This is a genomic window from Synechococcus sp. RC10B2 (assembly GCF_047502635.1).
In genome coordinates this window covers 1-18244 of the sequence record NZ_JANSHO010000081.1, presented here as the reverse complement: position 1 = coordinate 18244, position 18244 = coordinate 1, and the positions used below count along the sequence as shown (strand labels likewise).

19 protein-coding genes are annotated in these 18244 nt (G+C 65.3%); 12 read left to right on the top strand and 7 right to left on the bottom strand.

The window, feature by feature from the left end:
* Positions 1-15: 15 nt before the first annotated feature.
* From NW855_RS13035 to NW855_RS13025, 3 genes are all read left to right on the top strand, one after another.
* Positions 16-396 (top strand): thiol-disulfide oxidoreductase DCC family protein, encoded by a 381-nt coding sequence (locus tag NW855_RS13035; protein WP_414508870.1) that lies wholly within the window; start codon positions 16-18, stop codon positions 394-396.
* Positions 360-1124: a YqjF family protein gene (locus NW855_RS13030; RefSeq protein WP_414508897.1), complete on the top strand. Its 765-nt coding sequence runs from the start codon at positions 360-362 to the stop codon at positions 1122-1124. Before NW855_RS13035 ends, NW855_RS13030 begins: the two co-directional genes overlap by 37 nt.
* Positions 1125-1493: 369 nt before the next feature.
* Entirely contained in the window at positions 1494-2474 is a 981-nt protein-coding gene (locus NW855_RS13025; protein WP_414508869.1) for an MBL fold metallo-hydrolase, read from the top strand.
* Positions 2475-2478: 4 nt separating this feature from the next.
* On the opposite strand, the gene NW855_RS13020 is transcribed toward NW855_RS13025, so the two are convergent.
* Both NW855_RS13020 and NW855_RS13015 read right to left on the bottom strand, forming a co-directional pair.
* Positions 2479-3192: a helix-hairpin-helix domain-containing protein gene (locus NW855_RS13020; protein ID WP_414508868.1), complete on the bottom strand. Its 714-nt coding sequence runs from the start codon at positions 3190-3192 to the stop codon at positions 2479-2481.
* Positions 3193-3261: 69 nt separating this feature from the next.
* Complete coding sequence (locus NW855_RS13015; RefSeq protein ID WP_414508867.1) at positions 3262-3657, bottom strand: hypothetical protein; 396 nt, start codon at positions 3655-3657, stop codon at positions 3262-3264.
* Here NW855_RS13015 and NW855_RS13010 point away from each other — a divergent pair.
* The 4 genes from NW855_RS13010 (at position 3656) to kdsB (ending at position 7748) form a co-directional block, all read left to right on the top strand.
* A complete protein-coding gene (locus tag NW855_RS13010) occupies positions 3656-5374 on the top strand; it encodes a helix-hairpin-helix domain-containing protein (protein WP_414508866.1) in 1719 nt (572 codons plus the stop codon). The genes NW855_RS13015 and NW855_RS13010 overlap by 2 nt on opposite strands.
* Positions 5371-5607 (top strand): DUF3006 domain-containing protein, encoded by a 237-nt coding sequence (locus NW855_RS13005; RefSeq protein WP_414508865.1) that lies wholly within the window; start codon positions 5371-5373, stop codon positions 5605-5607. The genes NW855_RS13010 and NW855_RS13005 overlap by 4 nt, the downstream gene beginning before the upstream one ends.
* 192 nt (positions 5608-5799) lie before the next feature.
* On the top strand, positions 5800-7020 hold the full coding sequence (locus tag NW855_RS13000; RefSeq protein WP_414508864.1) for a DUF1015 domain-containing protein: 1221 nt from the start codon (positions 5800-5802) through the stop codon (positions 7018-7020).
* Positions 7017-7748, top strand: coding sequence for a 3-deoxy-manno-octulosonate cytidylyltransferase (kdsB, locus tag NW855_RS12995; protein WP_414508863.1), 732 nt, complete (start codon positions 7017-7019; stop codon positions 7746-7748). The genes NW855_RS13000 and kdsB overlap by 4 nt, the downstream gene beginning before the upstream one ends.
* Here the strand turns inward: kdsB and NW855_RS12990 are convergent.
* A complete protein-coding gene (locus NW855_RS12990) occupies positions 7661-8833 on the bottom strand; it encodes an FAD:protein FMN transferase (RefSeq protein ID WP_414508862.1) in 1173 nt (390 codons plus the stop codon). The two genes, kdsB and NW855_RS12990, sit on opposite strands and share 88 nt — an antisense overlap.
* Here NW855_RS12990 and NW855_RS12985 point away from each other — a divergent pair.
* The gene (locus NW855_RS12985; protein ID WP_414508861.1) at positions 8793-9758 is read left to right on the top strand and encodes an alpha/beta hydrolase family protein; all 966 of its coding nucleotides are present in this window, start codon (positions 8793-8795) and stop codon (positions 9756-9758) included. The two genes, NW855_RS12990 and NW855_RS12985, sit on opposite strands and share 41 nt — an antisense overlap.
* Positions 9751-10839 carry an acyltransferase gene (locus NW855_RS12980; RefSeq protein WP_414508860.1) on the top strand — a complete coding sequence of 363 codons (1089 nt, stop codon included), beginning with the start codon at positions 9751-9753 and terminating at the stop codon, positions 10837-10839. The genes NW855_RS12985 and NW855_RS12980 overlap by 8 nt, the downstream gene beginning before the upstream one ends.
* Here the strand turns inward: NW855_RS12980 and argF are convergent.
* Positions 10836-11798, bottom strand: a complete 963-nt coding sequence (argF, locus tag NW855_RS12975; protein ID WP_414508896.1) for an ornithine carbamoyltransferase — start codon at positions 11796-11798, stop codon at positions 10836-10838. The genes NW855_RS12980 and argF overlap by 4 nt on opposite strands.
* Positions 11799-11862: 64 nt before the next feature.
* Between argF and metG the strand changes: the two genes are divergently transcribed.
* Positions 11863-13803, top strand: a complete 1941-nt coding sequence (gene metG, locus NW855_RS12970; protein ID WP_414508859.1) for a methionine--tRNA ligase — start codon at positions 11863-11865, stop codon at positions 13801-13803.
* 54 nt (positions 13804-13857) lie between these two features.
* Positions 13858-14262 carry an SCP2 sterol-binding domain-containing protein gene (locus tag NW855_RS12965; RefSeq protein WP_414508858.1) on the top strand — a complete coding sequence of 135 codons (405 nt, stop codon included), beginning with the start codon at positions 13858-13860 and terminating at the stop codon, positions 14260-14262.
* 113 nt (positions 14263-14375) lie between these two features.
* Here the strand turns inward: NW855_RS12965 and NW855_RS12960 are convergent, their stop codons facing one another.
* The 3 genes from NW855_RS12960 to NW855_RS12950 form a co-directional block, all read right to left on the bottom strand.
* Positions 14376-14672 carry a hypothetical protein gene (locus tag NW855_RS12960; protein ID WP_414508857.1) on the bottom strand — a complete coding sequence of 99 codons (297 nt, stop codon included), beginning with the start codon at positions 14670-14672 and terminating at the stop codon, positions 14376-14378.
* An 82-nt stretch (positions 14673-14754) separates the two neighbouring features.
* Complete coding sequence (locus tag NW855_RS12955; RefSeq protein ID WP_414508856.1) at positions 14755-15141, bottom strand: hypothetical protein; 387 nt, start codon at positions 15139-15141, stop codon at positions 14755-14757.
* 22 nt (positions 15142-15163) lie between these two features.
* Positions 15164-17041, bottom strand: coding sequence for a bifunctional homocysteine S-methyltransferase/methylenetetrahydrofolate reductase (locus tag NW855_RS12950; protein WP_414508855.1), 1878 nt, complete (start codon positions 17039-17041; stop codon positions 15164-15166).
* A 177-nt stretch (positions 17042-17218) separates the two neighbouring features.
* On the opposite strand from NW855_RS12950, the gene NW855_RS12945 reads away from it, so the two are divergent.
* Positions 17219-18187: a hypothetical protein gene (locus tag NW855_RS12945; protein ID WP_414508854.1), complete on the top strand. Its 969-nt coding sequence runs from the start codon at positions 17219-17221 to the stop codon at positions 18185-18187.
* The last annotated feature ends 57 nt before the right edge of the window (positions 18188-18244 follow it).

Below are 18244 nucleotides of genomic sequence, written 5' to 3'. Positions count from 1 at the left end.
GCGTATTCATAGGTAATGGACTCTTCCGTACACTGGGTGCTGTGGGACGGCGCGTGCGACTTCTGCGCGTGGTCAATCGCGCGGTTGCGTCGGCGCGATACGCACGGACGATTCCGCATCGCGCCGTTTCAGAGCGCGCCGCCCGAACTGCTGCAGCGCGTCTCCCCCAACGCTCTGCGTCGCGGCGTGCATGTGATTACCGCCGACGGGCGCGTGTTGCGCAGCGGGCGCGCGGTGCTGTTTATCGGCGAGCAACTCGGCTACGGCTGGCTCACCCGCCCCCTCAGCCTACCCCCGCTGATTTGGATGGTCGAAGGGGTATACTGGATTATTGCCCGACTACGGGGCAAACTGAGCCGATGGCTACGCTTGAGCGAGACGGAATGCCCCCGATGAGCGAGCGCGAGTGGCGTCCCGCGCTGAGCATGCGCTGGAAGCACCTGCTGTTCGTGCATTGGCGCGTGCCCGTAGCGAGCCTGCGCCCGCTGATTCCTGAGCCGCTGCAGATAGACACCTACGACGGCGCGGCGTGGGTCGGCTTCGTGCCCTTCGTGATGGAGAGCGTGCGCCCCGTGTGGCTACCCCCCATCCCGAAACTGCTCGATTTCCCCGAAGCGAACATCCGTACCTATGTGCGCTATGGCGAGCAGCGCGGGGTCTGGTTTTTCAGCCTTGACGCGGCGCATCGGCTGGGCGTGTGGGTTGCGCGACGCTTCTGGAAGTTGCCGTATTACTATGCCCGTATGTGGTGGGAGATGCTCGCGCCCAACGAGATTGTCTACACCACGACTCGCAAGAAGCGTCCCCGCCCATACGCTCGCGTGCGCTATCGCTTTAGCGGCGAGCCGCGCGAGACGGAGCCGAACACGCTGGAGCATTTTCTGGTGGAGCGGTACGCGCTGTTCACTGCCCATCGCGGCGAACTCTATCGCGCGGAGGTGGCGCACCTGCCCTACGCGATTCAGCCCGCAACGCTGCTGGAGTTGGAGCAGACCCTGACCGACGCGGCGGGCATCTCAGTAGCGGGCGCACCCGACTCGGTGTTCTACGCGCCTGGCTTCGGCGTGCTGGCGTCCGCGCTGCAGCCGCTGCACATCGCCAACGCCACAGGGCGCGCGGGGTAGCCGATGGGGTTTAATTGGGCGATGCGCTCAGGCATAACGCTGACCAACGCGACACGCTTTACAAAAACGCAACGGATTGGCGACCCCCTCCTTCAGGTTCCCCCTGCACGCAGGGGGAACCGAACAGGTGCGCCCCGCTCGGTTCCCCTTGCGAAGCGGGAGAACCTGTGCCCTCGCTCGGTTCCCCTCGCGAAGCGGGGGGAACCTGAAGGAGGGGGGCAATTTGCGAACTTTGCCCGTGCGCTCGGTACAAGCCTGCTGACAATACTGATTCTGGCGTTGGTCGCGTGCAGTGCGCCGCCGAAGCGCACGGCGACCGCGCCCACTGCGCCTGCGTCCCCAACCGCGCTGGAGCCTGCTCCGCAGGGTGTGCTGCAGGTCGCGTTTTTGGATGTCGGGCAGGGCGACAGCGCGCTTATCACCTTCCCCAACGGCAAGACGATGCTCATCGACGGTGGGGAGACCAGCAAAGGCGTCGCGCTGGTGGGCAAACTGCGTCGGCTGGGCGTGCAGCAGATCGACTGGCTCGTGGCGACGCACCCGCACAGCGACCACATCGGCGGGCTGATTCAGGTGCTGAAAGCGTTCCCCGTGGCGGAGGTGTGGGATATCGGTATGCCGTTCGAATCGCCCGTGTACCGCGACTTTCTGCTGGCGGCGCGGGGCGCACGGTCGCCCGACGGCAAGCGCCCCAAGTTTCGCGTCGTGCGGCGCGGGTTGACGCTGGAGCCTGCGCCGAATGTGCGCGTCAGCGTTCTTGCGCCGAGCGAGCCGCTGCTAAAAGGCACGCGCTCCGACCCGAACAACAACAGTATTGTGATGCGCCTCGACGCGCCTGGGGGCAGTTTCCTGTTCACGGGTGATTTGGAGCGCGAGGGGCGTGCGCGACTCTACGCCACGCGCCCGAACCTCCGCGCCGATGTGCTGAAAGTCGCCCACCACGGCGCGGAGAACGGCACCGACCGCGCGTTCCTCAGTCGCGTGAACCCGACCGTCGCGGTGATTTCTGTGGGCGCAGGCAACCGCTACGGGCATCCCCACCGCGAGACGCTCGCCCTGCTGCAGGGCAGACGCGTGTACCGCACCGACCTGCACGGCGACATCGTGATGCGCCTCGGCGCGGACAAGAAACTGCAGATTGCGACCACGCGCGCCGCGCCGACGCAGCCAGCTGCGCAAACGAAGCCCGCGCCCATCGTCGGCACGGTCATCGGCAACCGCAACAGCAAGGTGTATCACCGACCCGATTGCCGCGGGCTGCCCAAACCGCAGAACCAAGTGCGCTTCCGCTCGGCGCAGGAAGCCGAACGGCAGGGCTACCGCCCGCATACTTGCGTGTATGGGGAATAGCCCGCTACTTCACCACCACATACGGGCGCATGTTCTCCAGCCGCTTCGGTCCAATCCCGCGCACCTCCAGCAGTTCGTCGACCGACTGGAACCTGCCGTGCGTTTGGCGGTACTCGATAATCCGCTGCGCCAGCACGGGACCGATGCCTGGGATGGCTTCCAGTTGCTCGGCGGTGGCGGTGTTGAGGTTGATGGGGAACTGCGGCGTGGCGGCGGCAGCGGCTTGTGGCGCGCTTCGTGGTGATCGCGACGGCGCGACGCTCGCCACAGCAGGCGCGCTGACTTCGCCCTTGCGCGGCACATGGATCTTCTGCCCGTCTTGGATGGGTTCGGCGAGGTTGAGCGCGTCGAGGTCGGCGTTTTGGGTTGCGCCGCCTGCCTGCTCGATGGCGTCGGCGACACGGCTGTCAGGCGCAAGGCGATACACCCCCGCTCGCTTCACCGCGCCCGACACATGCACGACCACCTCTGCACTGGGCGTCGGCTCAGTCGGCGCGGTTGGCTCGGTCGGCACGGCTTCGGGCTTGGGCGGTTGGCTGAGGTCAATCACTTCCACGCTGCTTTGTGGGCTGACGCCTGCCACCTGCATCGGGCTACTCGCGCTGCTGCTGCGTCCCCAGCCGTAGCCTAATGTCCACACCAGCGCAAGCGACGCCGCGTAAACACCCACCAGTGACGCCTTCTCCCGTTTCTCCAGTTTCTCCCAGAGGCTATACATAGACGCGCCTCCCGCGCGGGCAATTTCGCCGCATCGGGAGGCGCTCCTGCCAGACGGTCAGGGATGGGATTACAAGTTGGGGTTGTCCGCCGAGGGGTCTTGATTCAAGCGCGTGGTGCGCCCGCCCGCCGCAGGGACAGACGGGTGCTGATCCATGAACACGGTGTGCGGGATGTTCTTCGCGTGCCCATCGACGAACGCCACATTCCAGTTTTCGGGGATGGGTCCGCCGTTGGGTCCCTTGGAGGTTCCGTGCCACATGGCAAACGCGTCGAAGAAGATAATGATGTCCGCAGGGCGCGCCACGGCTGCCAGCGTCTTGGGGTTCAGCGTCCACTGCGACGGGCTGCCGCCGCGCAGCACATCCGAGTAGTTGTAGATAAGCCAAGTGTTGTACATGTAGTCGTGCCCGAAGACCTGTTCGGGGGAATTTTGCCCGAATAGATGCAGGTATAATCTCACCATGTCCAACGAGGCGATTGCCCAGCAGTTTTTGGAACTCGCCGACCTGACCGATTTTGTGGGGGACAGCCCGTTCAAGTCGCGCGCCTATCGGCAGGCGGCGCAGGTGCTGGAATCGCTGCAGACGCCCATCGAGACGCTCGCCGAGAACGGCGTGGACGCGCTCGCTGCGCTGCCAGGCATCGGCGAAGCCATCGCCGAGAAAATCCTCGCTTACCTGCGGACGGGCACAATCCCCAAGCGCGAGGAGTTGCTCCAGAAGGTTCCCGCAGGCGTGCTGGAGGTGATGGAGGTGCCTGGCATCGGCGCGAAGACGGCGCGCCTGCTGCACGAGCAACTCGGCGTGCATGACTTGGCAAGCCTGCGCAACGCGCTCCTCAGCGGCGCAGTAGACCGCCTGCCGCACTTTACCCCACGCAAGCGCGAGCGGCTGCTGCGATTGGTGGAACTCAAGCACAAGTCGCAGCGGCGCACGCCACTGGGGCTTGCCCTCCCGCGCGGGCGCGAGTTGCAGCAGGCGATTGGGGCGCTGGACGGCGTGCAGCAGGCGATGCTGTGCGGCTCTGCGCGGCGCATGCAGGAAGATGTCGGCGACTTGGACTACCTGGTCGCCTCCGACGCGCCCCAAACGGTGGTGGAGGCGTTCGTGCGCCTGCCCGCCGTCGCCGAAGTGTACGCGCAGGGCATCTCGCGGGCGCAAGTGTTCCTGAAAGACGGCATGCAGGTAGATCTGAAGATTGTGCCGCCCGAACGCTGGGGCGCAGGGATGCTGTACCTGACAGGCTCGCGGGCACACTCAATCCGCCTGCGCCAGCGGGCCATCGAGCGCGGGCTGAAACTGAACGAGTACGGCGTGTGGCGCGGCGCGGAGTGCCTTGCCGACGACACCGAAGAAGCCGTCTACGCCGCGCTGGGACTGCCCTACATCCCGCCCCCGCTACGCGAGGACACAGGCGAAATCGAGGCTGCCGAGCAGGGGCGACTGCCGACGCTGGTGGCACTCGGCGACATTCGCGGCGACCTGCAGAGCCATTCGCACTGGTCGGACGGGCTGGACACGCTCGAAACGATGGCGCAGGCGGCAGACGCGCTGGGCTACGAGTACCTCGCGATTACCGACCACGCGCACCAGTTCACCACCCGCGAGGCGTTCGAACAGCGACGGCGCGCAATCGAGCAACTCAATCAGCGCACGGGTGGACGCCCGTACCTTATCAACGCGGTGGAGGTCAACATCCTGCCCGACGGGAGCCTGCACGCGCCTGAGTGGATGCTGCACGCCGCTGAGTTCGTGCTGGCAGGCATTCACGAGGCGCATGGGCAACCGCCCACAGAGATGACCGCGCGCCTGATCCGTGCGCTGGAACACCCCGCCGTCGACGCGCTGGCGCACCCCACAGGCAGGCGCTACGGCAAACGCCCCCCCAACGACGCCGACTGGGAACAGGTGTTCGAGCGCGCCCGCGTGCTGGGCAAGGCGATTGAAATCAATGGCTACCCGACGCGCATGGATCCGCCGACGCCCATCGCCCGACTGCTGCTGCAAAGCGGCGCGTGGGTCTGTCTGGGCACGGACGCGCACGCCGCGCGCGACCTGCAGGCGATGGAACTGGCGGTCGGGCTGGCGCAACGCGCATGGGCGACCCCAGAGCGCATCCTGAACACACGCCCGCTGAAAGCGCTGCTGCAGTGGCTGAACGACAGGAGGCAAAGCGTATGATACGCGCCTTCGTAGACCGCATCGAGACCGACGAACGCGGCGAGCCGATAGCCGTGCTGCTTGTCGCACTCGGCGAGGGCGACTACCTGCACTGGCTCTGCCCGCTGGCATGGCTCCCGCCCGACACGCGCGAGGGGACTTGGCTGCAGGTCGCGTTCATCCCTGACCCAGAGACCCAAGCCGAGATGCGCCACGAGATCGAAAGCCTCCTGCAGGAATTGCAGGGGGAGTGAATTGGGTATACTCCATTACGGGAGATGTAATAAATCCCTTTGCGTTAGTTTTTGGAAATGCCCCCCTCCTAACCTCCCCCGTACACGGGGGAGGAATTGCGGCTCCCTCCCCGCGTGCGGGGAGGGTTGGGGTGGGGCGCGACATTTACATGATTAGAATCCAACGAATTCTTTGCGAAGGAGCAAACCTGTATGGCAACTGTAAGGGCGTTTCGAGCGACCCGTTTCGCGCGGCTTATCCCCGATGTGGTTGCGCCGCCGTATGATGTCATCGACGACACCCTGCGTCAGGAGTTGGCGGCGCGCAACCCGTACAATATCGTGCATCTGACCCTGCCAGAGGGGGGCGACGACCGCTACGCCCGTGCCGCACGCCTGCTCCAGCATTGGCTTGCCGAAGGTGTGCTGCGCCAAGACCCCGACCCCGCGATTTACCGCTATGTGCAGCGATTCCACGACCCGCTGTCGGGTGGCACGCGCACGCGCACGGGCTACTTCGTGCTGCTGCACACCGAGCCTTACGAGAACGGCGTCGTGCTGCCCCACGAGCAGACCTTCCCTGGCGTCAAGGAAGACCGCTACCGCTTGCTGCAGGCGACCCGCACACACTTGGAGACCATCTTCGGGCTGTTCGAGGACACCCCCGCGTTCCAAGAGGCGATTGCCGACGCGATGTGGGAGCCACTGGCGCAAGTAGAGGGCGACGACCTGCCCGAAGGGAGTTTCCACAAACTGGAGCGCCTCGTGAACCCTGTGGAGGTCTCGCGGTTTGAGCGCGCCTTCGCGAACGCTCGCGTATGGATCGCCGACGGGCACCACCGCTACGAGACTGCACTGCGCTACGGTCAGACCTACGGCGCCGACGACTCGCCCGAACGGTTCGTGCCCATTTTGCTCGTGCCGCTGGACGATCCGGGCTTGGTGATTCTGCCGACGCATCGCGTGCTTGCCGAGTCGCCGCCTGGCACGCCCGCCGAGTGGCAAGCGCGCCTGCAAAGCGAGTTCGAATGCGTCCCCGTCGCGCACGAGGCGGTGCTGGAACAGATGGCGCAGCACGGCGGCGAGGCGATTGGCTTCGTGTGGCGCGAGGGCGCGTGGCTCATCCGCCCGAAGATGTACCCGCCCGTGCAAGGCTTGCCCGACGCGCTGATACGGCTCGACTCGTGGGTGCTGCACGAGCGCATCATGCCCGCGCTGGGCTATACTGAGCCGCAGAAGCGCTACACCCGCTCGGCGCAGGACGCGCTGGAGTCAGTGCGCACGGGTGCGGCGCAGGCGGCGTTCTTGCTCAACCCGCCCCCGCTGCGTGCCCTGCAGCAAATCGCCAGCGCAGGCGGCAAAATGCCCCACAAGTCCACCTACTTCCACCCGAAGGTGCTGTCGGGGCTAATCCTATGGCAGGTGGGCGCATGAAGGTCATCGGTGTGATTCCCGCGCGGTTGGCGGCGACGCGGCTGCCCAACAAGCCCCTACTGGACATCGCGGGCAAGCCGATGATTCAGTGGGTGTGGGAGCGGGCGTCGCAGGCGCGCACACTGGATGAACTCTATATCGCTACGCCCGACCCCGAAATCGTCGAGGCAGCGCACGCCTTCGGCGCACAGGCGATGCTCACCAGCCACGCGCACCGCTCAGGCACCGACCGCATGGCGGAAGTCGCCCGCAACACCGACGGCGAGATTTATGTCAACATTCAGGGCGACGAACCGCTGCTGAACCCCGAAGCGATTGACCGCGCCGTGCAGCCCCTGCTGGACGACCCCAGCGTGATGATGAGCAGCCTTTATTGCCACGCGCAGCCCGAAGATTACGAGGCGCCCAGCGTGGTGAAGGTGGTCGTCGACCAGAACAGCGACGCGCTCTACTTCTCCCGCTCGCGAATTCCCTATCCGCGCGAGGCGAGCGATGTGCCCGTGCTGCGCCACATTGGGCTGTATGTGTTCCGCAAGTCGCTGCTGCTGCAATACGCCCAGTGGGAACCGACGCCGCTGGAACGCACTGAGTCGCTGGAGCAGTTGCGCGTGCTGGAACACGGCTACAAGATTCGGATGGTCTACTTCCCGCAGCCGTCGATTGCGGTGGATACGGAGACCGACCTGCAGCGCGTGCGGACGATACTCTCCAGCGCGGGTTCGATGTAGAGCGCGGTGCTGAGCGCGTCGCACAGCGTCGGATCGTCGCCAATCACGGCTACGGGCGGGCGCGACGGGGCAGGGTAGCCTGTGCGTGGGTCTATAATGTGCCCGTAGCGTATGCCATTCACCTCGAAATACTGCTCGGTGTCGCCTGCGACGGCGAGCGCGGCGTCCCGAAGTAGCCTCTCGCTTCCATTGGGGAGGCGAATGAGCCAGCCTGATTGCGCTTCGCTGGGCAGGGGTGCCTTGTCGCCCTCACCCCCTTTGTCCCCCTCTCCCGCAAGGCGGGAGAGGGGGAATGCACCGCAGGGCGCATCGCCGTCCGCCCCTACACCCCTCTCCCACCCTGTGGGAGAGGGGCTGGGGGCGAGGGCAGCCTCTGCTCCCCTCGCCCACCCTGTGGGAGAGGGACTGGGGGTGAGGGCAACACCCCCCGCAGGCGTTCCCAGCGCGTACAGCGTGCTGCCGCCTGCGTCCACAAGGGCGTTGCCCACCCCCAGTTCGCGCAGAATCCGCACGCACTGCGCGATTGCCCAACCCTTGCCGATTGCGCCGAAACTGAGTTCCACGCCAGGCAGTGCGTAGTAGACCCAGCAGCCGCTTGGCTCCAGCAGCACCAACTCCATCCCGACGCGCTCCAACGCCTGCTCAATCGCGTCGGGGTCGGGCACGCGATACTGCTTGTCCACGAAGCCCCACAGGCGCAGCAGGGGCGTCACGGTCGGGTCGAACACGCCCTGCGTCAGCGCATACAGCGACTGGCAGATCTGCAGCAGGCGGAACAGTTCAGGCTCCACGCGGACGGGCTGCTCGTGCGCGTGCGCATTCAGGTAGCACAGGTCGCTGTCGGGCAGGTAGAGGCTGAGTTGGCGTTCGAGTCGGCGCGTCTCTTCCTGCAGTTCGCCTGCGACGCCCGCTGCCCACTCGCGCTCGCCGTCGGGCAGATACAGCGTAAACTCCGTGCCCATCGCCCGCCAAGTGAACTGGTGCATCGGGTGGGAGTGTACCCAGTCGTGGCAGTTATGGGGTATCCTGTCGGCGGAGGCGACGATGCGACGCTGGGTGCTGTTGGGGGCGTGCTGGCTGCTCATCGCGTGCCAGCCGAGACAGACGGGTTCCGAGAACGGCGTGTGGGTTCCCAACTTGCGGGTGGTGGGCAGGACTCAAGACTACGAGACCGTGCGCTACGAACGGGACGGCGTGCCGCTGTACGCCGAGATTTACCGTCCGAAGGGCAAGTCGCGTGCGCCTGCGGTGGTGCTGCTGCCTGGCGGGTTCGTGGGCGTGAACGCGAACCATCGGGCGGCGGCGCGACGGTTGGCGCAGGCGGGCTATCTGGTTGCGCTGCCCCACATGCGCGGGCAGGGCAAAAGCGGCGGCTTCATCGACTTCGGGCTGGAAGACGCGGTGGATGTGCGCGGGCTGGCGAAGTCGCTCCCGCAGGTCGGCGGCGACGGCAGGTACGCCTACATCGGCGTCTCGCTGGGCGGGGCAATCGCCATCAACGCCGCCCGCAATGACCCGCATGTGCGCGGCATCGTATGCGTGATGACGCCGATGGACTTCCGCGAACAACGCCAGATGCTGGTCAACTACGGGCGCACAGAGCGCGCCAAGCGCTGGGACGCTTGGGTGGGCGGCTCGCCCGACGAGTGCCCCGAATGCTGGGACGCACGCGACCCGCTCAAGCATGTGCTGGAGGTGCGCGCGCCGATTATGTTCATTCAGGCGGGCGAGGATGTGCTAATCCCCGTCTCGCAGGCGTGTCGCTGGCGCGAGACGCGGCGGGCGATGGGGCGCACGGTATATACCGTCGCGCTCACAAACGACGGCAAGCCGTGGCGCGGCAGGCTCAAGGAACGCCAACGGTGCGCCCTGCCGTTCACAGGCTGGGGCGACCTGCGTGAGGATCATCTGGTCTTCTTCCCCAGCTTGCCGCACCGCACGAACGACGCCGTATGGGATGTCGCGCTGAAGGCGTTGGCGCGCTGGTTCGAGGAGGGCGCGCATGGTTAGCCCAACGCACGACAACGCGGCGGTCGCCGCGCCGCCTGCCCAAGACGCTAACGAACGCTTCCGCTGGGTGGAGGTGTTTCGCGGGCTGGCGATTCTGGAGGTGGTGTTCCACCATGCGTCGGGGCGGTTTCTGGGGATGCTCGATCGCGACGGATTGGCGTGGCTGACGCTGGCGGTGCTGAACCGCACGCTGCACTACGCCGTGCCCGCGTTTTTGATGATGACCGCGCTGGTGCTGACGACCGCGCTGCTGCGCCAGTTCCGCCTACGGCGCTACACGACCAATCGCGCGTTGCGAGCGCTGCTGCCCTACCTGCTCTGGAGTGGGGTCTACTTGGCGTATCGGTACTTTGCGTTTGGCGCGTCGCCTGATTGGTCGCGCTGGGCGGACTACCTGTTCTGGGGCAAGGCGTACTTCCATCTCTACTTTCTGGCGGTGGCGATGCAACTCTATGTGCTGTTGCCGTTGCTGTTGCCTGTGGCGCGCTTGCGCCCGCCGTTCTGGGCGGTGCTGCTTGCCATCGTCGCGCTCACGATGGCGGTCTACTGGTTTAACCGACTGGTGTACCGTGTGCCCTACACGGGCAGTTATGTGCTGTGGTATACGCCTGTGGTGCTGCTTGGGGTGTGGCTGGCGACGCAGACGGCGCGTTTGGATGTGGTGCTGCGTCGGGGGTGGCTGCTTGCGCTGGGGTGCGCGTGCGTGGGGCTGTGGCTCTATTTGCCGCTCGCGCTGGATGCCCTGCGCGGGCAGGCGGTCAACACCTTCCAGTATCAGGTGGGCAACTGGCTGTTCACGACGGGGGTCAGTTTCCTGCTGCTGGCAGTGGCGTATTGGCTCAGCACGCGCGAGTGGCGGGTGGTTTCGGGCGTCGGCGTGCTGGGGCGCTACTCGCTGCAGATTTACCTGCTGCACCCGCTGATCCTGGCGGAGTTGGCGCGTTGGGGTCTGGCGGGCGCGTTGCAGGCGCGTTTCGGGCTGCCACTGTTTTACCTAACGGGGCTGCTGATTCCGTTCGGGCTGGCGTGGCTGGTGGCGCGTGCGCCGCGCGTGTCGCTGGCGATTTTCGGGCGCGCTTAGCCCAGCATCAGCGCCAGCAAGGCTTTCTGGGTGTGCAGGCGGTTCTCGGCTTGATCCCAGACCGCCGACTGCGCGCCGTCCAGCACGGCGTCGGTAATCTCCTCGCCGCGTCGGGCGGGCAAGCAGTGCAGCACAATCGCGTCGGGCTTGGCAAGCGACAGCAGCGACTCGTTGACCTGATAGGGCAGGAACTTGCGCATGCGCGCCTCGCGCTCGGTCTCGAAGCCCATCGAGACCCACACATCGGTGTAGACCCCATCGGCGTCGGCGATCGCCTCGCGCGGGTCATCGATTACGACAACCGCGCCGCCCGACTCGGCAGCGAAGGCTTGCGCCTGCTGCAGAATCTCTGGGCGCGGCGCGTAGCCTTCAGGCGTCGCAATGCGCACGGTGTGCCCCAGCATCGCCGCCAGCAGGGTGAAACTGTGGCACACATTGTTGCCGTCGCCGACCCACGCCAGCGTGCGGGGCGCGGTTCCGAAACGCTCCTGAATGGTCATCAGATCCGCCAGCGCTTGGCACGGGTGTTCGCGGTCGCTCAGCGCGTTAATCACGGGCACATCCGAGAAGCGCGCGAGTTCCTCCAGCGCGGTGTGCAGGAACACCCGCGCGATAATGCCCTGCACCCAACGCCCCAAGTTGCGGGCGATGTCCATCACCGCCTCGCGTGCGCCCATCTGGATGTCGCTCTGCGTTAGGTACACCCCATACGCGCCCATCTGGTACAACCCGACCTCTAAGGTCACGCGCGTGCGCAGCGACGGCTTCTCGAAAATCAGCGCGACGGCGGTCGGACGCGCGAAGCGGAACAACTCGTGCCCCCCCTGCGTGGCGCGTTTCATCGCGTGCGCCAGCGCAAGGACGGTCTCCGCCGATTCACGGGTCAGGTCGGTTATCGACAGGTAATGGCGCGGCGGGTTCGACGCTTGCCAGCGCGCCCGTGCCTGCTCATAACTCATCGGCTCGCCTTTTTTCACCCGATTAGTTTACCCCGACGCGCCATCAGGTACACTACTCTCACGCATGAAGCGCTACTACATCACGACGCCGATTTACTATGTCAACAGCGTGCCGCACATCGGCACCGCGCTGACGACGATTGTTGCCGACGCCTGCGCACGGTTCCAGAAACGGCGCGGGCGTAGGGTCTACTTCCTCACAGGCACGGACGAGAACGCGCCCAAAGTGCATCGCGTCGCTGGGGAACGCGGCATCCCCACCCAGCAGTTCGTCGACGAGATGGCTGCCGAGTTCGAGCGCACCTGGCAAGCCCTGCACATCGAGTACGATGTGTTCATCCGCACGACCGAAGACCGCCACAAGCGCGTGGTGACGGAGGTCTTTCGTCGGCTGGTGCGGCAGGGCGACATCTACAAGGGCAGTTATCAGGGCTGGTACTGCGTCTCGTGCGAGACCTTTTTCGCCAGCAGCAAGGTAGGTGAGTCGCGCACTTGCCCCGACTGCGGCAAGCCGCTGGAGTGGCGCGACGAGCCGTGCTACTACTTCCGCCTCTCCGCCTACGAATTGCGCCTGAAGGCGCATCTCGCGGCGAATCCGCGCTTTATCGAACCCGAAGTGCGGCGCAACGAGACGCTGGGCTTTATCGCCGAAGGGCTGCAGGACATCGCCGTCACGCGCACAGGTACGGATTGGGGCGTGCCCGTGCCCGACGACCCCGCCAGCGGGGTGGTCTATGTGTGGTTCGACGCGCTGCTGAACTATCTCACGGCGACGGGCTGGCTGGAGCGCGACGACTACACCGACACATGGCCGCCCGATTTGCAACTGATGGGCAAGGACATCCTGCCGCGCTTCCACGCCACCATCTGGCCCGCGATGCTGATGGCATTAGATTTGCCCCTGCCCGAACGCCTGTACGGGCACGGCTGGTGGATTGTGAACAAGCAGAAGATGTCCAAGTCGCTGGGCAATGTGTACGCGCCGCTGGAGGTGGTGCAGTCGTTGGCGGCGGCGTCAGGCTGCGAGACGCCCTACGCAGTGGACGCCTTCCGCTACTATATGCTGCGCGAGATGCCCACCGACTCCGACGCCGAGTTCAGTCTGGAGGGGTTGGAGACGCGCTACAACGGCGACCTGGCGAACGACTTGGGCAACATGCTGCACCGCACGCTGTCGATGATGCACCGCTACTTCGGCGGGCGCGTCCCCGACGGTGCGCGGGTAGACGCAGGGCTGGCAGACCTGTTCGCGCAGCAAGCCGCCCGCGTCACGGAGGCTTACGAGGCAGTGGACTTCCCCCGCGGGCTGCGCGAGGCGTGGCAAATCATCAGTGCGGTGAACCGCTACTACGACGAGCAAGCGCCGTGGACGCTGATGAAGCAGGGCGACACGGCGCGCGCGGGGCAGGTGCTGTACGCGGGGCTTATCGCGGCGCGGCTGCTGTGCGCGCTGGTGGAGCCAGCGATGCCGCAAGTCGCCCGCGAAATCGCGCGGCAACTCGGCATCGGCGAACCGCCCGCTTGGAGCGACGCCACCGCGATGGACGCCCTGCCCGCAGGACACACGCTGCAGGAGCCGACGCCCATCTTCCCGCGCCTGCAAGCGAAAGCGGAACCCAAGCAGCCGCCCACGCCTACGCCCCAGCCCGAACCACCCCAGCAAGGAGCGACGACCATGCAAGACGCCATCACCATCGACGACTTCAAGCGACTGCAGATACGGATAGCGACCGTCACTGCCGCCGAACCCGTGCCCAAGTCCACCAAGTTGCTGAAACTGACGCTCGATGTCGGCGGCGAGACGCGCACCATCGTCGCAGGCATCGCCGAAGACTACACGCCCGACCAACTGGTGGGCAAGCAGATTCCCGTGCTGGTGAACCTGCAGCCCGCGCTGATTCGGGGCATCGTCTCGGAGGGCATGATGTTGGCGGCGGATGTGGACGGCAGGGCAGTGCTGCTGCATCCCGACCGCGAAGTGCCCAGCGGCAGCACCGTGCGCTGAGTCGGCAGGAACCCACCGCGCGCCGTCGAACCCTTCCGTCGGAGGTAGACGACGATGGGGTTCCCGTATCGTGATGCCGAGCAAGCGAAGGCGTTTGTGCTGGAGTTCATCGAGCGGCTGCGCGGCGTGGATGTTATCCGCGAAGGCTGGCAGAAACTGGACATGCTGATTGCCATCCACATCAAGCAGCCCGACATCGATTTCTGGATCGACACGCGCGGCGGCAAGTTGGAAGTGGTGACCGAAAAGCCCGACGGCGAGGAGGAAGCCGCGCTGACCCTAACCGCCGACCTGTTCCACAAACTCTACACGGGTCAAGAGAACGCGATGATGGCGTTCACCCAGCGCAAGATTCAGCCCAAAGGGCGCGTCAGCGGCATTATGCAACTCACCAGCACCATGCCGCAGGCGGTGGCGGTCTATCGCGAGTACCTCAAGGAAAAAGGGCTTGGGAGATAGGGGCACACCGCGACGAGAGAGACAAATTATGGAGTGCTGAAGCGTAGCTTCAGCATGAGGCGGGAGCTTCGCTTCTGCACTCCGAAGCGCAGAAACACCGTATTCACGGCTCTTTAGGAACGCCGCCTGGGCAAGTAGGTTCGCGCCAGTGGATACAGCCCGTGAAACGCTACCTGAAACCCTATCGCCGCAAGCGCGACTGCCAACTCCCGCGTGAACACGAACGGCTCGCCGCGCCGATTGCCCAAAAGCGCGCCGTACAACCCAAACAACACGAAAATCCCGAACGCCACACCCCACGCGCCGCTGGTCTTCCCTCTGCCCGTCATCACGCGCCAGTCCAAATAGACCGACACGAGTTCGATGACCACGCCCACCGAGAAGAGCGCGTACAGTACCCAATGCGCCATAGAAGCCCTCCACACGAGGTTGAACAACCTACTTCGCGCCTCGCCCAGAAACGCCGACCGCTAAGCACCGTTGCAGCGACGCTCAGCGCAGAAACTCACGAATCGCGATGAACGCTATGAAGTAAAAAATCATCGAAAACGCTAAAACAAACACGACGAAATAATACAAAAAAATACGCTCCCAAAACTGGACGAATCGTGGCACAAGCGATTGATACCATAAGCATTCGAGAATGAAGCGGTCTATACGCGTGAGGCGATTGTGGATGTACCGCTCGCGCAGCCCGACGAGAAACGGCTCTGCGTAGCGCATCTCTATTTGAAGCAGCAACCAAACAGGGAACGCAGGTAGGGTCAAAAGGCGTAGCCAGCGCGTGCACTGCCAGAATCGCTCCAAGCCTGCGCGCTGCTCCTGCTTCTGCTGAATAAGTTGATCCAGTAAAGGAACCGCCCAACTCTCAGCATGCATGCGCAATCACCCCTGCTTTAGTTTACCCCAACCCCTCCAGCACCTTGAGGGCGATTTGTGCGCTGCCTGCAGGGGGCATCAGGTACAGCCCCTGCGCATACGGATCTGCCTGACGCACGAACTCCTGCGCAATCTCCAGCCCCACTTGTAGTGCGGCGTCTTCGGGCGCGTCCTGAATCCGCTGCAGGATGGGTTCGGGAATCTCAATGCCTGGCACCTCGTTGTGCATAAACTCGGCGTGGCGTGCGCTGCGCAGCGGCAGCACGCCCACGAACCACGGCGTGCGCAGGCGCTGCAACAGTTCCGCCGTGCGCTCCACGACGGGCATCTCAAAAAGCGGCTGTGTGTAGATGAGATGTGCGCCCTCGTCGATTTTGCGGCGCAGGCGGTCGTTTTCGGCGTCCAAGTCGGGCGCGAGGGGGTTGTAGGCGGCGGCAATCGTGAAGTTGGCGTAGACGCCGATGCTATTGCCCGCGAGGTCGCGCCCTTCGTTGAAGCGGCGCAGGATGCGCACCAGCCCAATCGCGTCCACATCGAACACGCTGGTTGCGGTGGGGTAGTCGCCAATCTGCGCGGGGTCGCCCGTAATCGCCAGCACATTCCGAATGCCCAGCGCGTGCGCCCCCAGCAGGTCGGACTGAATCGCCAGCAGGTTGCGGTCGCGGCAGGCGAAGTGCATCATGACCTCAATCCCCGCGTCGCGCTGAATGATGTGCGAGGTGGCGATCACATTCATCCGCAGGCGCGCCCGCGCCCCGTCGGAGATGTCGATCATATGCACGCCGTTCTCTTTCAGCAGGCGCGCGCTCTCGATGACCTTCTGGATTTTCAGCCCGCGCGGCAGGTCGAGTTCGACGGTAATCACGCGCTCCTTGCCCAGCAGGTGCGATAGGCGCGACGGCTTGGCGGTGGGCAGTTCCTCTTTGGGGGCGCGTTCGCGCGTGCGCACGGCGACGACTGTGCGCGGCTTGGTCTTCGCGGCGCGGGCATGCTGGGCAATAGCGCGGGTGTGGTCGGGCGTCGTGCCGCAGCACCCGCCGACAATCGTCGCGCCCGCCTCCACCAAGCGCGCGGCGTACTTGCCGAAGTAGTCGGGGTGGATGTCGTACACCACCTGCCCGCGCACCAGTTGCGGCAAGCCTGGCGTCGGCATCGCGCTAATCGGCAGTTCGGTCGCCTGCGCCATCATCCGCACGATGTCCAGCATCCGCTGGGGTCCCACGATGCAGTTGCCCCCGACGGCGTCCACATCGAGCGGCTGAATCTGTTCGGCGAAGCGTTCGGGCAGCCCGTCCATCAGCGTCTCGCCGTCCTCCACGAAGCCTTTGGAGGCGATAATCGGCACATCGGGCGCGAGGCGACGCGCGACGCGAATCGCCAGCGCGAGTTCCTGCGGGTCAATAAAAGTCTCCAGTATCAGCCCGTCCACGCCGCCTTCCAGCAGGGCGCGGATTTGCTCTTCGAACGCCTGCTCCGCTTCGGCGCGGCGCACCTCGCCCATCGGCTCCAGCGGCTTGCCCACCGGACCGACCGCGCCGAACACCAGCGCGTCGTCGCCGACCGCCTCGCGCGCCAGTTGCGCCGCCGCGCGGTTGATGCGCCGCACCAACTCGTCGGGCGACCCGAACTGCTCCAGCAGGCTGAAGGCGGGGGGCAATTCGCTGCCGCGCTCAGGCAGGTTCAGCAACCGCACGCGATTCGCGAAGTAGGTGTTGGTCTCAATCAGCCGTGCGCCCGCTTCGTAGTATTCGCGATGCAGCGCGCGCACCACTTCGGCGTGCGTCAAGTTCGCCAACTCATACGGCTGCGGCACGCCGCGCAGGGCAAGCATCGTGCCCAGCGCGCCGTCGGCGACCAGTGCGCCCTGCGCCAGCCGCTCCCGAAACGCTTCGCGGGTCATAGCAGGAGAATTGTACCAGTTTGCGCCCCGAATCTTCCGAGTTTTTCGCCCCCGCACGCTGCGCCCGCGCCCGATTGGGTGTATACTGCGTATGGCGACCCTTCGCGGGCAGACATGTCCGCTTTTGGGCAGCGTCGGAGTCAATTAAGGTGCAGTGTCCCGAATGGAGGTCTAACGATGCGACAACTGATTGCGTGTTTCGGTTTGAGCGCGCTGTTGCTCGCGAATGTTTACGCCGACGGCTACCTATGGCTGTCGGGCGCGGGCGAGTTGCCTGCGCGTGTGTTCCGCTACAACCTGCGCACGGGGCAGGTAGACCGCGTGGTAGAGCCAGGCAGGTGGGGCTTCGTGCAGTCACGCGACTACAACCTGCTGGCGTATGACGGCAACGATTTGTATGTCGGGCTGGAGAACGACCGCACGCTGCTGAAACTGAACCCCTACACGGGCGCGTTCCGCTCGGCGTTCGCTTACCAGATGTGCAACTGCTTCTACGGGCACCACTGGATGAAGGACGGCACAATCCACAACGGCGAGATTTGGCGCGCCGCACCCGCACATAGCAACTCCAGCCCTGGAATCGTGCATGTGAGCAATATGGCAGGCTTGCCCACCAACGGGTTTTACGGCATGGATCGCCCCGACCTGCAGCCGATTGGCTTGGAGTGGGTCGGCGACGCGCTGCTGATTACGACGGCGAACGGGCTACATCGCGTGAACTTCCCTGACGAGCCGCTGGTGTTCGGCGCGGTGCAGTACGCGCTGAGCGGCGTCCCCAGCGGGCATGTGCTGGGCGGGCTGGCGTATGACCCTGCGGGCGACGCGCTGTATCTGGCGTCCGCCGACAGCAACGGCGCGACGCTGTGGCGCGTGCAACTGAACCACGACGCGCAGACGGCGACCGCGACGCCTGTGGAGAGTCTGACGCTGAAGGGCTACCCAGCAGGGCTGCAGCCGACCGCGCTGGGCTGGGTTCCTGCGCGCGCGGGCGACGCTAACGACGACGGCTGCGTCGACGACGCCGACCTGCTGACCGTGCTGTTCGCCTTCGGCGCAAGCAACGCGCAAGCCGACCTGAACCGCGACGGGGTCGTCGACGACGCCGACCTGCTGGAGGTGTTGTTCAACTTCGGCAGCGGGTGCTAATCGCCCTCACCCCCAGCCCCTCTCCCGCGTGGCGGGGGAGGGGTGTCGTGCGCTTTT